Origin of the sequence: Actibacterium sp. XHP0104 (assembly GCF_025751515.1) — a bacterium.
In the GTDB taxonomy this organism is placed as follows: Bacteria; Pseudomonadota; Alphaproteobacteria; order Rhodobacterales; family Rhodobacteraceae; genus Actibacterium_D.
The window spans coordinates 179,509-193,416 of sequence record NZ_JAOWLE010000001.1 but is presented as its reverse complement, the minus strand read 5'-3'; the positions used below and the strand labels follow the sequence as shown (position 1 = coordinate 193,416).

13 protein-coding genes are annotated in these 13,908 nt (G+C 63.5%); 12 read left to right on the top strand and 1 reads right to left on the bottom strand.

Annotation, left to right across the window (positions count from 1 at the left end; all coding sequences use genetic code 11):
- Positions 1-17 precede the first annotated feature (17 nt).
- The 7 genes from OE856_RS00955 (at position 18) to dtd (ending at position 6,897) form a co-directional block, all read left to right on the top strand.
- Positions 18-839: a TerC family protein gene (locus OE856_RS00955; protein WP_263714175.1), complete on the top strand. Its 822-nt coding sequence runs from the start codon at positions 18-20 to the stop codon at positions 837-839.
- A 138-nt stretch (positions 840-977) separates the two neighbouring features.
- A complete protein-coding gene (locus tag OE856_RS00950; RefSeq protein ID WP_263714174.1) occupies positions 978-1,847 on the top strand; it encodes a 5-bromo-4-chloroindolyl phosphate hydrolysis family protein in 870 nt (289 codons plus the stop codon).
- A 3-nt stretch (positions 1,848-1,850) separates the two neighbouring features.
- Positions 1,851-3,044, top strand: coding sequence for a toxic anion resistance protein (locus OE856_RS00945; RefSeq protein WP_263714173.1), 1,194 nt, complete (start codon positions 1,851-1,853; stop codon positions 3,042-3,044).
- Positions 3,045-3,047: 3 nt separating this feature from the next.
- Complete coding sequence (locus tag OE856_RS00940; RefSeq protein ID WP_263714172.1) at positions 3,048-3,983, top strand: DUF2927 domain-containing protein; 936 nt, start codon at positions 3,048-3,050, stop codon at positions 3,981-3,983.
- A gap of 30 nt (positions 3,984-4,013) precedes the next feature.
- Positions 4,014-5,123, top strand: coding sequence for an SPFH domain-containing protein (locus tag OE856_RS00935; protein ID WP_263714171.1), 1,110 nt, complete (start codon positions 4,014-4,016; stop codon positions 5,121-5,123).
- 9 nt (positions 5,124-5,132) lie between these two features.
- Entirely contained in the window at positions 5,133-6,251 is a 1,119-nt protein-coding gene (locus OE856_RS00930) for a TFIIB-type zinc finger domain-containing protein (RefSeq protein ID WP_263714170.1), read from the top strand.
- 208 nt (positions 6,252-6,459) lie between these two features.
- Complete coding sequence (gene dtd / locus OE856_RS00925; RefSeq protein WP_263714169.1) at positions 6,460-6,897, top strand: D-aminoacyl-tRNA deacylase; 438 nt, start codon at positions 6,460-6,462, stop codon at positions 6,895-6,897.
- Here the strand turns inward: dtd and OE856_RS00920 are convergent.
- Complete coding sequence (locus OE856_RS00920) at positions 6,894-7,802, bottom strand: LysR family transcriptional regulator (protein ID WP_263714168.1); 909 nt, start codon at positions 7,800-7,802, stop codon at positions 6,894-6,896. The two genes, dtd and OE856_RS00920, sit on opposite strands and share 4 nt — an antisense overlap.
- A 136-nt stretch (positions 7,803-7,938) precedes the next feature.
- On the opposite strand from OE856_RS00920, the gene urtA reads away from it, so the two are divergent.
- The 5 genes from urtA to urtE all read left to right on the top strand — a co-directional run bounded on the left by urtA (position 7,939) and on the right by urtE (position 13,908).
- Entirely contained in the window at positions 7,939-9,204 is a 1,266-nt protein-coding gene (gene urtA / locus OE856_RS00915; protein WP_263714167.1) for an urea ABC transporter substrate-binding protein, read from the top strand.
- Positions 9,205-9,274: 70 nt separating this feature from the next.
- Entirely contained in the window at positions 9,275-11,236 is a 1,962-nt protein-coding gene (gene urtB, locus OE856_RS00910) for an urea ABC transporter permease subunit UrtB (protein ID WP_412174844.1), read from the top strand.
- Positions 11,237-11,239: 3 nt separating this feature from the next.
- Positions 11,240-12,472, top strand: coding sequence for an urea ABC transporter permease subunit UrtC (urtC, locus tag OE856_RS00905; RefSeq protein ID WP_263714166.1), 1,233 nt, complete (start codon positions 11,240-11,242; stop codon positions 12,470-12,472).
- Positions 12,469-13,209: an urea ABC transporter ATP-binding protein UrtD gene (gene urtD, locus OE856_RS00900; RefSeq protein ID WP_263714165.1), complete on the top strand. Its 741-nt coding sequence runs from the start codon at positions 12,469-12,471 to the stop codon at positions 13,207-13,209. Before urtC ends, urtD begins: the two co-directional genes overlap by 4 nt.
- Before the next feature lie 3 nt (positions 13,210-13,212).
- Entirely contained in the window at positions 13,213-13,908 is a 696-nt protein-coding gene (gene urtE, locus OE856_RS00895) for an urea ABC transporter ATP-binding subunit UrtE (RefSeq protein ID WP_263714164.1), read from the top strand.

The window sequence follows — 13,908 nt, the reverse complement described above, 5'->3', positions numbered from 1 at the left end:
TTCATGAGGGCGTGACGATGGCCGATCTACTGACCTTAGAGAACCTCGGAAACCTGGTGATGCTGTGTTTCCTGCAGGCGGTTCTTGGGTTTGACAACCTGCTTTACATCAGCATCGAAAGCCAGCGCGCGCCGCTGGCCCAGCAAAAGGCGGTGCGGTTCTGGGGCATCATCATCGCGGTCGCGCTGCGTGTCGTTCTGCTGTTCGTGATGATCCGGCTGATCTCGGCGCTGTCAGAGCCCTTCTTCGTGCTGAACTGGCCCGGTATTCTTGAGGGCGGGGTGAACTTTTCCACGATCGTGTTCATCATCGGGGGCATCTTCATCATCTACACGGCGGTGAAAGAGATTTCGCACATGCTGTCGGTCGAGCATCTGGACCACGACATCGAGGGCAAGAGCGGCAAGAGCGGCTTGCAGGTGATTGCGCTGATCGTGACGATGAACCTGATCTTCAGCTTCGACTCGATCCTGTCGGCGCTGGCGATCACCGATGTCTTTCCGGTGCTTGCGACGGCAATCCTGTTGTCCGGCGCGGCGATGATCGCGATGGCCGACGGGGTGACGGCCTTCATTCAAAAGAACCGCATGTACGAGGTTCTGGGCCTGTTCATCCTGCTGATCGTCGGCGTCGTGCTGTTGGGCGAGGCTGGCCCGGCGGCGGCACATGCCATGCATGACGACACGTTGCAGCTTAAAATCTTTGGCTACGACTTGATTCCCATGTCGAAAACCACCTTCTACTTTGCTGTGGTGGTGCTGTTCGCGGTGGAATTCCTGCAATCGGGATATCAGCGCAAGCTGAATGCCGAACGCCGCGCCGAACAGACGCACCGCTGACCCTTGCCACACAGCTGCGGCGGGGGCCTAATGACCGAAAGGATCGGGGGTATGCATGAGTGAGACAGGCCTGCAAAAGCTGGCGTTCTTCCTGTTGCTGGCGCTGATCTTTTACGTCGCCGCGACGGGGGGCATGTGATGGCCCAGCGTTTCGGCGGACAGTTCAGCCCCGACCGGGCCCACCCCTATCACGGCAAGCGCCGCAGCCGCGCGGGCGGGCGGGTGAATTTCCTGTTCTTCGCGCCCTTCCCCCTGTTGGTGCGGGCCTTTACATCCGATGCCGTGGGGCTGGCCGCCAATCTGGGGGCCTTTGGCCTGCTTGTTCTGGCCGCATGGCTGACCCGTGAGGGGCTAAAGGCCGAAGACGCCTATCACGCCCGCAAGATCGCCCGCCGCCCCGCCATCCCGCGCAAGCTGTTTGGCGCGGTGCTGACGGGTACCGGGCTGTTCGTCGCCAGCTATGCCGCCGGTGGCGGGTCAATCGCGCCGGTGATCCTGGCGGTGCTGGGCACGGTGCTGCACGGCTTTGCCTTTGGCCTGGACCCGATGCGCGACAAGGGGATGGAGGGCGTCGATACCTTTCAGCAAGATCGCGTCGCCCGCGTGATCGACGAGGCCGAGAAACACCTGACCGCCATGCGCGACGCCATCACCCGCGCGGGCGACCGACAGCTGGCCGCGCGGGTCGAAGGCTTTCAAACAACCGCCCGCGACATGTTCCGCAGCGTCGAGGAAGACCCGCGCGACCTGACCTCGGCGCGCAAGTTCCTGGTGGTCTATCTGCTGGGCGCGCGCGACGCGACGATCAAGTTCGCCGATGTCTATGGCCGCACCCGCGACCCGCAGGCGCGTGCCGATTACGAGGCCCTGCTGACCGATCTTGAGCAGAATTTCGCCGCCCGCACCCGGCAAATGCTATTGGAAGACAAATCTGATCTCGATGTCGAGATTGAACTGCTGCGCGAAAGATTGCAGCGTGAGGGCCTGCGCCCGCAGAGTGGAGAGTAACCCATGTCCGACACCATTCGTCAAAAAGCCACCCAGGCCCTGGCCGAGGTTCAAGAAGTCACCGCCGTGATCCTGCCCGAACCCGCCGGCGAGATCGTGCCGCTGGCCACCGCCAAGGCCCCCGTCGCCGCCGAGATCCGCGCCCGCATGAACGAGATCGACATGGGCAACACCACCTCGATCATCGAATTCGGGTCCAGCGCCCAGGCCGAGCTGCAAGAGATCAGCCAGTCGATGCTGGCGGACGTGCGCAACAAGGATGTCGGCCCCGCCGGTGACAGCCTGCGCAATATCGTCACCACGATCCGCGGCTTCTCGATCTCTGAGCTGGACGTGCGCCGCGAACGCAGCTGGTGGGAAAAACTGCTGGGCCGCGCCGCGCCTTTCGCCAAATTCGTCGCCCGCTATGAAGAGGTGCAGGACCAGATCGACAAGATCACTGACAACCTGCTGACGCATGAGCACAAGCTGCTGAAAGACATCAAGTCCCTCGACAAACTCTATGAAAAGACTCTCACTTTCTATGACGAGCTGGCGCTTTACATCGCCGCCGGCGAGGAAAAGCTGAAAGAGCTCGACAGCACCGACATCCCCGCGCTTGAGGCTGTGCTGGCCAAGGCACCCGAGGACCAGCAGGTGATCAAAGCGCAGGAGCTGCGCGACCTGCGCGCCGCGCGCGATGACCTGGAACGCCGGGTGCATGACCTGAAACTGACCCGCCAGGTGACGATGCAGTCGCTGCCCTCGATCCGGCTGGTGCAGGAAAACGACAAGTCGCTGGTCAACAAGATCAACTCGACCCTGGTGAACACCGTGCCGCTGTGGGAAACCCAGCTGGCCCAGTCGGTTACGATCCAACGTTCGCGCGAGGCGGCCGAGGCTGTGCGCGCCGCCAACGACCTGACGAACGAGCTGCTGACCTCGAACGCCGAGAACCTGCAACAGGCCAACCGCATCGTGCGCGAGGAAATGGAACGTGGCGTGTTCGACATCGAGGCGGTCAAGCAGGCCAATGCCACGCTGATCGACACGATCAACGAAAGCCTGGCCATCGCCGACGAAGGCAAGGCCCGCCGCGCCGCCGCCGAGATCGAGCTGAAAAAGATGGAGGCCGAGCTGCGCGACACCCTGGCCGCCGCCAAGTCGCGCCGCGACGGGATCGGCGACAATGCCGGCACCGCCGTACCCAAGGCCTAGGCCATGAAGCCGGGCGTACCCCCCTTTCGCGGTCTGACCGCCCTGGCGCTTGCGCTGGGGCTGTCGGCCTGCCAGATGGTCACGCCCACCCCCATTCCCCCGGCCCGGCCCGAGGCCCCGCCGATGCAATCGGCCGAGAGCAAGGCGCTCGAGGCCTATTACGCCCGCGTCGAGGCCGATCTGGTCGATCGCGGCCTGGCCCGCACCGATGGCGGCGGCCCCGACACGCCGTTCTCGCGTCGCCACCTGATCGAGAATTTCGTCCAGATCGCGCTGTATAACGAATATGACGTCAGCTCGGGCTTTCTGGTCGCGCGCCGCTCGGAAAGCCGCCTGCGCCGCTGGGAAAGCCCGGTGCGCCTGAATGTCAGCTACGGCGAAACCGTCCCGGCCGAGAAGCGCCGCAAGGATCAGGCCGAGGTGACATCCTTTGCCCGCCGACTGTCTCACCTGACCGGCACCCCGGTCACGCTGTCCACACCCACCGCCGCCAATTTCCATGTGTTCTTCGTGCACGAGGACGAGCGCCGCGCGCTTGGCCCCACGCTCAAGGAACTGGTGCCGGGGCTGACCGACGGGCTGGTGCGGTCGATCACCGACATGTCGCGCTCGACCTTCTGCACGGTCTATGCCTTCTCGATCGACAATGCCTCGACCTATTACCGCGCCATCGCCATCATCCGCGCCGAACAGCCCGACCTGCTGCGCCAGACCTGCATCCACGAGGAACTGGCCCAAGGCATGGGCCTGGCCAATGACAGCCCCAGCGCGCGCCCGTCGATTTTCAATGACGACGAGGAATTCGCCCTGTTGACGCGCCAGGATGAATTGCTGCTGCAAATGCTATACGACCCGCGCCTGACCCCCGGCATGACCCCGGCCCAGGCGCGCCCGATCCTGCCAGAGATTGCCGCCGACCTGATGGGCGGCGAAAGCTGACCGTGCCACGCCAAGTATGAGGACCTGACCATGGGTATTTTCGATTTTCTGTCCGGCGAATTCATCGACGTCATCCATTGGACGGACGACAGCCGCGACACGATGGTCTGGCGGTTCGAGCGCGAAGACCATGAGATCAAATACGGCGCCAAGCTGACCGTGCGCGAGGGCCAGGCGGCCGTGTTCGTGCATGAGGGCCAGCTGGCCGATGTCTTCACCCCCGGCCTCTACATGCTGGAAACCAACAACATGCCGATCCTGACAACGATCCAGCATTGGGATCACGGGTTCAAAAGCCCGTTCAAGTCAGAGATCTATTTCGTCAACACCACCCGGTTCAACGATCTGAAATGGGGCACCAAGAACCCGATCATCTGCCGCGACCCCGAATTCGGCCCGGTGCGCATCCGCGCCTTTGGCACCTACAGCACGCGCGTGACCGACCCCGCCCGCTTCCTGACCGAGATCGTCGGCACCGACGGCGAATTCACCATGGACGAGATCAGCTATCAGATCCGCAACATCATCGTGCAAGAGTTCAGCCGCGTCATCGCCAGCGCCGGCATCCCGGTGCTGGACATGGCCGCGAACACCGCCGATCTGGGCAAGCTGATCGTCGCGCAGGTGGCGCCCGTGCTGGCCGAATACGGCCTCAGCATGCCGGAATTCTATATTGAAAACATCAGCCTGCCGCCCGCTGTTGAACAGGCACTGGACAAGCGCACCTCGATGGGCATGGCGGGTGACCTGGGCCGGTTCACCCAGTATTCCGCTGCCGAGGCCATGACCGCCGCCGCCCGTAACCCCGGCGGCGCAGGCGCGATGGGCGCAGGCATCGGCGCCGGTATGGGCATGGCCATGGCGCATCAGATGGGCCCCTGGGGCGCAGTCCCGGCCGCAGCCGCACACCCCGCACCGCCCCCGCCGCCGCCCGTCGAACATGTCTGGCATATCGCCGAAAACGGCGAAACGCGCGGGCCCTATTCCAAGGCCGCCATGGGCCGCATGGCCGCAGATGGCAGCCTGACCCGCGACAGCCATGTCTGGACGCCGGGCCAGGACGGCTGGAAACGCGCAAGCGAGGTGGCCGAGCTGGCCCAGCTCTTCACCATCCTGCCGCCCCCGCCGCCCGGCGCGTAACCTCCGCCCATGCCCCAGATGCCGCCCCCTGCCCCTGCCAACGGGGTGATCGAGGAACACCGCTTTCCCTGCGACCAATGCGGCGCGGATATGCGGTTTTCGCCCGGCGGCGGCACGCTGGTTTGCGACCATTGCGGCAACGAACACCCGGTCACCGCCCCCCGCGCGCCCCGCGCCATCCGCGAGCTGGATTTCCGTGCCGCGATCGAGGCCCGCCTGCCCGAGGCCGAGATCGAGGAAACCCGCGTCTCGCAATGCCCCAACTGCGGCGCCCAGATCGAGTTCACCGAAGACCGGCACGCCAGCGAATGCCCCTTCTGCGCCACACCCATCGTCACCGATACGGGCACGCACCGGCATATCAAGCCCAAGGGCCTGTTGCCCTTTGCCCTGGACGAACCCGCCGCGCGCCAGGCGATGACCAACTGGCTGGGCCGGCTGTGGTTCGCGCCGAACGGATTGCAGGACTATGCCCGCAAGGGCCGGCGGATGCAGGGAATCTATGTGCCTTACTGGACATTTGACGCCGACACCCGCACCGCCTATCGCGGCGAGCGCGGAACGGTCTACTATGAGACCCACACCGTGATGCGCGACGGCAAACCCCAACGAGTGCAGGTTCAGAAAATCCGCTGGCGCCCGGCCTCGGGCCGCGTCGCGCGCTGGTTCGACGATGTGCTGGTTCTGGCCTCACGCAGCCTGCCCAAAAGGTTCACCGACGCGCTGGAGCCCTGGGATCTGTCGGCGCTGGAACCCTATACCCCAGAATACCTGGCAGGCTTTCAGGCCGAGGGCTATACGGTCGCACTGACCGACGGCTATACCGAAGCCCGCGCCCAGATGGACCGGGTGATCGAGCGTGATGTGAAATTCGACATCGGCGGCGACCGGCAGCGCATTCATTCGCTCGATACCGCGATTTCGGACGTGACCTTCAAGCATATCCTGCTGCCGGTCTGGCTGGCCGCCTATAAATACCGCGGCAAAACCTATCGCTTTGTCGTCAACGGCCGCACCGGTCGCGTGCAGGGCGAACGGCCCTGGTCGGCCTGGAAGATCGCGCTGGCCGTGGTGGCGGGGGCCATTGTTGCGGGGATCGTCGGCTATATCATCGCCCAGAACCAATAGCCCTAACTGCTGCGACCCCGGGTTGCCCCGGGGCCGCGCAGCACCCTGTTCACGAATGAAAGCGCCGGTTCTCCTCCCTGCGCCGGGTGCTTGTTCCATGATCAATTGTTCATGATACCACGAATAACGTTTCCCTTCTGAGCATTTTTCATTCCCCGGTCATTGATCTAAGACAAATAGGGAAACCACCCCAAGGCAGGAGCCCCCAATGCGCGCCGTCGTCCAACGTGTAAGCCAGGCCCAAGTTCACGTCGCAGGTCAAAAGATCGGAGAATGCGGGCCGGGGCTGATGATCCTGATCTGCGCCATGCAGGGCGACAGCCCCGACCAGGCGCGCGCCATGGCGGCCAAGATCTCGAAACTGCGGATCTTCAAGGACGAGGCCGGCAAGATGAATCGCTCGGTCCTGGATATCGGCGGCAGCGCGCTGGTGGTCAGCCAGTTCACCCTGGCTGGAGACACCTCGCGCGGCAACCGCCCCGGCTTTTCGACCGCCGCCCCGCCCGATCAGGGCAAGGCGCTGTATGAACAATTCGCGGCCGACCTGGCCGCCTTGGGCATTCCGACCCAGACCGGAGAGTTCGGCGCCGATATGGCCGTGTCACTGGTCAATGACGGGCCTGTAACGCTGTGGATCGACCTCTAGGCGCGCGGCGCGGTCGCTGCATCGGCCAAAGCCGCACCCAGTTGCATGGCGAATTTCTCGGCCGCAACCGGCAAGATCCGCCCCTCGCGCTTGCATAGGGCGACGCGCGCCGGGCGGAACCGCGCGACCGGGCGCACCACGCCACCGATCGCGCCCAGCCAGCGCGGATCGATGGACGGGCCCAGGCAGAACTGCGCGCTAGGCGCCAGCCCCCCCGCCCCCGCCCCCCAAGGCGGCAACAGATAGGCGCTTTCCACCGCCGGGCGCAGCGGCAGGCGCTGCAGTTTGAAGTTCATGTCCAGATGCGCCCGCAGGCCCGACGCCCCCGGCGGCAGCACCATATCCAGGTCGATCAGCTCGGCCAGGCCAACCGGGCCCGAAACGCCCTGATCGGCCATCAGCACCTGAACCGGCAGCTCCTCTGATTGCAGGGTCTCGATACCGTCGCGGTATTGCGGCTGGGCGATCAGCGCCAGGTCGGCCTCGTCCTCGGCCAGCAATTCGGCGAATTCTTCGGGCCCTGCGGGCAACAGCGAAAACACCACATTCGGGTGATCGGCCCGAAAGGCCATCACATGCGCCGGCAGCATCCCCTGCTCAAACACCCGGCTCATGGCGATGCGCACATGCCCGATTCTGGTGCCCGACAGGTCGGCAACCGTTTCAAGAACGCGGTCGATATCGGCAAGATGCTCAATAAATTGGCGGTAGTAGATCTCTCCGACAGTCGAGAGCCGCACCCCCACCGGCAATCGGTCGAAAAACGGCGCGCCGATCTCGGCCTCTAGCGCGAGGATCTGCCGGTTCAGGGCGGACGGAGAAATTGCAAGTTTTTCAGAGGCTTTTCGGATTGATCCCTCACGAACAACCTCGCGTATCGCCCGATACAATGCCAGATGTCGCATGGTCTGCCCCTTAAGTGTTGCAATTATTGCAACAGGATTACGCAAATTATGAACAAGACGGCAACCCCGAATTCTTAACAGGGTGATGCGGCGACGGGGGCCTTCCCCGCGATCTGACACGAGGGACACGAAACCGATGATCAAACACCTTCTTACCGCAACCGCCCTGACCGCCACCCTGGCCGGCGCCGCCCAAGCCGACATCAAGGTGGGCGTGCTGCACTCGCTGTCGGGCACGATGGCCATCTCCGAGACCACGCTGAAAGACACTGTTCTGATGATGATCGAACAGCAGAACGCCAAGGGCGGCATCAACGGCGAGATGCTGGTGCCGGTGGTGGTCGACCCGGCATCCGACTGGCCGCTCTTTGCCGAAAAAGCGCGCGAGCTGATCTCGGACCAAGAGGTCGACGTGATCTTTGGCTGCTGGACCAGCGTATCGCGCAAATCGGTTCTGCCCGTGATCGAAGAACTGAACGGCCTGCTGTTCTACCCTGTTCAGTACGAGGGCGAGGAGAGCTCGAAAAACGTCTTTTACACCGGCGCCGCCCCCAACCAGCAGGCCATCCCGGCCACCGACTATTACCTCGAAGAGCTGGGCGTCGAGAAATTCGCGCTGCTGGGCACCGACTATGTCTATCCCCGCACCACTAACAAGATCCTCGAACAGTACCTGAAAGACAAAGGCATCGCCGAGGAAGATATCTTTGTGAACTACACCCCGTTCGGCCACTCGGACTGGTCGAAAATCGTGGCTGACGTCGTGGCCCTGGGTGCCGACGGCAAAAAGGTCGGCGTGATCTCGACCATCAACGGCGACGCCAACATCGGTTTCTACAAGGAACTGGCCGCCGCTGGCGTCTCGGCAGAGGACATCCCCGTCGTGGCCTTCTCGGTCGGCGAAGAGGAACTGTCGGGCCTGGATACCGCTAACCTGGTCGGCCACCTGGCCGCGTGGAACTATTTCCAGTCGGCCGAATCCGAGGCCAACGATGACTTCATCGCCGCGTGGAAAGCCTTTGCCGGCGAAGAGCGCGTGACCAACGACCCGATGGAAGCCACCTATATCGGCTTCAACATGTGGGTGAAGGCGGTCGAGGCCGCAGGCACCACCGATGTCGATGCGGTGCGCAGCGCGATGTACGGGCTTGAAGTGCCGAACCTGACCGGCGGCACCGCCGTGATGCTGCCGAACCACCACCTGGCGAAACCGGTTCTGATCGGTGAGATCCTCGCGGATGGCCAGTTCGATATCATCAGCCAGACTGCCGAAGTGCCGGGCGATGCCTGGACCGACTTCCTGCCGGAATCGGCGGTGCTCAAGTCCGATTGGAAGGATCTGGGCTGCGGTATGTACAACACCGAGACCGAAAGCTGCGTGCAGCTGAAATCGAACTACTAAGCCGATCCCCGGCTTAGCCAATCACGTCAAGTTAGGAGGGGGCGTCACGGCCCCCTCCGGTTCGGGCAGCATGACCAAACTCATACTCATCGGGCTTCGGGCGGCCCTGTTCTGGATGATGACCGCATTGGTCGCGCTGGCGCAAACGCCCATTCAGGACCTTTTGCAAACCTATCAGACCGAGGTTGCAAAACCGTCGCGCAAGTCGATCGACACCGTCGTTGACGCGCTGATCGCGTCCGGCCTGCCGGAAACCCGGCAAGTGCTGTTCAAGTGGCAGAACAAGGATCTGTTTCAGCGCAACGAGGACGGCCTGTTCTTTTTCGCCGAAGATGCCGGCAATGACAGCTACCGCCTGATCGACATCGCCACCGGGCAGAGCGTCGGCGAGTATGACAGGAAGGCCGTCACCCAGCTAAAGCCGAACGCGGGCGTGCGCGGTGTGATCGCCAACGCGCTGGTCCAGTTTCAACTGACCGATCCCGACCCGATCAAACGTGCCAGGGGTCTGCAAGCCATTGAACGCAACGCCGAGCCCTCGCACCTGAAGGCCCTGCGCGCCTCGATCGACGGCGAGGACGACCCCACCCTGCTGGCCCGCAAACAGCGGCTGGAACGTATCCTGACGATTTCCTATGACACAGACAGCGCCGCGCGCGTGGCCGCGATTGAAAGCTTTTCAACCGATCTGGGCGTCGATGCCCGCGCCGCGCTGAACCCTCTGCTGGCCACCACCCGCAAGGCCGCACCCGGCCTGCCGCAGGGCCAGAACGTGGCCAAGACGCTGAAACCCGGCTCGGACGACCTTAGCCGCAGCGCCGCCTATGACCTGTTGGTCGAGGCCAGGCTGGCCCCGCCTCTGGTGCCGCTTTCCGAGCAAAAGGCCGCGCTGATCGCAAATATCGAAAATGGCCAGGTGGGGGGTATTAAACTACGGCAACTGGACAATGACGCGGCCCGCGCCCGCGCCTATGCCACACTCGCGGGTCAAGGGCTGGCGCCCCCGACCGTGACCGAGGCCGATATCGACGCCGCGCTGGCCCGCCATGTGTTCTACGACCTCTACACCGAACCCGACAGCGCCGTGACCGATGCCGCCGAAAAGGCGCTGACCTCGATCAAGACCCGCGTCGGCCTGAACCAGGCGCTGGACCTCGCGCTGGACGGGCTGTCGCTGGCCTCGATCTATTTCCTGGCCGCCATCGGCCTTGCCATCACCTTTGGCGTGATGGGCGTGATCAACATGGCCCATGGCGAGTTCATCATGATGGGCGCCTATACCGGCTATGTGGTTCAGCAGTTCATCCCGAACTACACCGTGTCGATCATCGTCGCGCTGCCTCTGGCCTTTGCGGTGACCTTTGCCGCCGGTGTCGCGATGGAGCGTCTGGTGATCCGCTGGCTGTATAACCGGCCGCTGGAAACCCTGCTGGCGACCTTTGGCATCTCTATTGCCCTGCAACAGATCGCCAAGAACATCTTTGGCACCCAGGCCCGCCCGCTGACCAGCCCCGGCTGGCTGGACGGCGCGCTGGTGCTGAACGATGTCGTGTCGATCAGCTATATCCGCATCGCGATTTTCGGGCTCAGCCTGATCTTCCTGGTGCTGCTGCTGTTCGTGCTGAACAAGACCCGCCTGGGCCTTGAAACCCGCGCGGTCACGCAGAACCCGCGCATGGCGGCCAGCATGGGCATCAACCCCGACAAGGTGAACATGCTGACCTTTGGCCTGGGCTCGGGCATCGCGGGCATCGCCGGCGTGGCCATCGGCCTTTATGCCAAGGTCACATCCGAGCTGGGCGCCGACTATATCGTCCAAAGCTTTATGACCGTGGTCGTGGGCGGCGTGGGCAACATCTGGGGCACCCTCTTGGGCGCCACGATGATCGGCTTCCTGCAAAAGGGCATCGAGTGGCTGAACCCCAGCAACACGCTGGCCGCCCAGACCTACATGATCATCTTCATCATCATCTTCATCCAGTTCCGCCCCAAGGGCATCATCGCCCTCAAGGGCCGCGCGGCGGGGGATTGAGCCATGCAGAAACCCTTCTTTATCCGCAACCCGTCGGTGATGATCTTTGTCGCCCTGCTGGCCGCCTTTACCATCGGCGTGACCATCCTTAGCCAAGGCTTTGGCATCGACGTGATCTCGACCTCGATGGTCAAGACGCTGGGCAAGACGCTCTGCCTGTGCCTGATCGCCCTCGCGATGGATCTGGTCTGGGGGTACACCGGCATCCTGTCGCTGGGCCATTTCGCCTTTTTCGGGCTGGGCGGCTACATGGTCGGCATGTGGCTGATGTATGAGCGCACCAAGGCCATCGTCGTCAACTCGCTGGCCGAGGCGCCCCTGCCCCCGACCCCGAACGAGATCCGCGAAGGCATCGGCACCCAAATCTTTGGTGTGGTGGGCGGCGCCGAGATCCCGCCGATCTGGGTCTTTGCCGACAGCCTGACCATGCAGCTGGCGCTGGTGGTGCTGATCCCCGGCATCCTGGCCTTTGTCTTTGGCTGGCTGGCCTTCCGCTCGCGCGTGACCGGCGTCTACCTGTCGATCCTGACCCAGGCGATGACGCTGGCGCTGGCACTCTACCTGTTCCAGAACGACAGCGGGCTGCGCGGCAACAACGGGTTGTCGGGGCTGCAAAACATCCCCGGAGCCGAGGGCGTGCCGCAATCGGAACTGTCGGTCTATTTCCTCTGGGCGTCGGCTTTGGCGCTGGGGCTGGGCTATGTTCTGGCGGCCTGGATCGTCGGCGGCAAGTTCGGCAGCGTGATCCGCGGCATCCGCGATGACGAGGCCCGCGTGCGCTTTCTTGGCTATCACGTCGAAAGCTACAAGCTGTTCATCTTTACCGTCACCGCCATCATCGCAGCCATCGCGGGTGCGCTGTATTACCCGCAGGCCGGCATCATCAACCCGGCCGAAATGGCCCCCATCGCCAGCATCTACCTGGCTGTCTGGGTGGCGATCGGCGGGCGTGGGCGGCTTTATGGCGCGGTGATCGGCGCGGGGTTCGTGTCGCTGGTGTCGACCTGGTTCACCGGCGGTCAGGCCCCCGACATCCCGCTGGGGTTCTACACGGTCAAATGGGTCGACTGGTGGCTGGTTCTGCTGGGGCTCAGCTTTGTGCTGGTCACGCTTTTCGCGCCCAAGGGCATCGGCGGCCTCTTTGACCTGATCTCGGGCCGCATCGCACCCAACCGCCACGGCGCCGATCTGGGGCCCGGCATGGGATCGCTGCGCGAACAGGAGGCCGAGAAATGAGCACCCTTCTCGAAGTCTCCGGCATCTCTGTCACCTTTGACGGGTTCCGCGCCATCAACAACCTGTCGTTCCGCATCGGCACGGCCGAGATGCGGGCGATCATCGGGCCGAACGGCGCGGGCAAGACCACCTTCATGGATATCGTCACCGGCAAGACCCGCCCCGACGAGGGCCGGGTGATCTGGGGCGAAAAATCCATCAACCTGCTGAAAATGAACGAAAGCCAGATCGCCCGCGCGGGGATCGGCCGCAAGTTCCAGCGCCCCACCGTGTTCGAGGATCAGACCGTTCTTGAAAACCTGGTGATGGCGCTGAAAAAGACCCGCACCCCGCTGTCGGTTCTGGGCTATCGCCGCAGCAGTGACGATATCGACCGGGTCGAAGCCCTGGCGGATGAGATCGGCCTGCGCGCCGAGCTGCCGCGCAAATCGGGCGAGCTGGCGCACGGGCAAAAGCAGTGGCTGGAAATCGGCATGCTGCTGGCCCAGGAACCGCGCCTTTTGCTGGTCGACGAACCCGCCGCCGGCATGAGCCCGGCCGAGCGCGAGCACACCACCGCCCTGCTGGTCGAGGCCGCCAAGACCCGCGCGGTTGTCGTGGTGGAACATGACATGGAATTCGTGCGCCGGCTGAACTGCAAGGTCACGGTCTTTCACGAAGGCTCGGTTCTGGCCGAAGGCAGCCTGGACCACGTGACCGCCAATCAACACGTCATCGACGTTTACCTGGGACGCTGAACCATGCTGGAAACCAAGACCCTGACCCTGCATTACGGCGGCAGCCAGATCCTCTATGATATCGACATGGTGGCCGAGACCGGCAAGATCACCTGCGTCATGGGCACCAATGGCGTGGGCAAGACCAGCCTGCTTAAGGCGCTGTCGGGCACACATCACCGATCAGGCGGCGACATCGTACTGAACGGCGAAACCCTGGCCAGGCCGCCCGCCCATCACCTGGCACACAAGGGCGTGGGATACGTGCCGCAGGGGCGGATGATCTTTCCGCTGCTGACCGTCAGGGAAAACATGGAAACCGCCTATGCCTGCCTGCCCCGTGGCGAACACATGATCCCTGATGAGATCTACGAGCTGTTCCCGGTGCTGAAGGAAATGCAGAACCGCCGGGGTGGCGATCTGTCAGGCGGCCAACAGCAACAGCTGGCCATCGCCCGCGCGATGATCACCAAGCCCAAGCTCTTGTTGCTGGACGAGCCGACCGAAGGCATCCAGCCCAATATCATGCAGCAGATCGGGCGCGTGATCGAATATCTGCGCGACCAGAACACGATGGCCATCGTGCTGGTCGAGCAGTTCTTCAAATTCGCCTATGGGCTGGCTGACGAGTTCTACGTGCTGAACCAGGGCCGTGTGACCCTCAGCGGCGCCAAGGCTGACGTCGCTGAGGAAAGGTTGCTGGCGGCGGTCTCGGTCTGA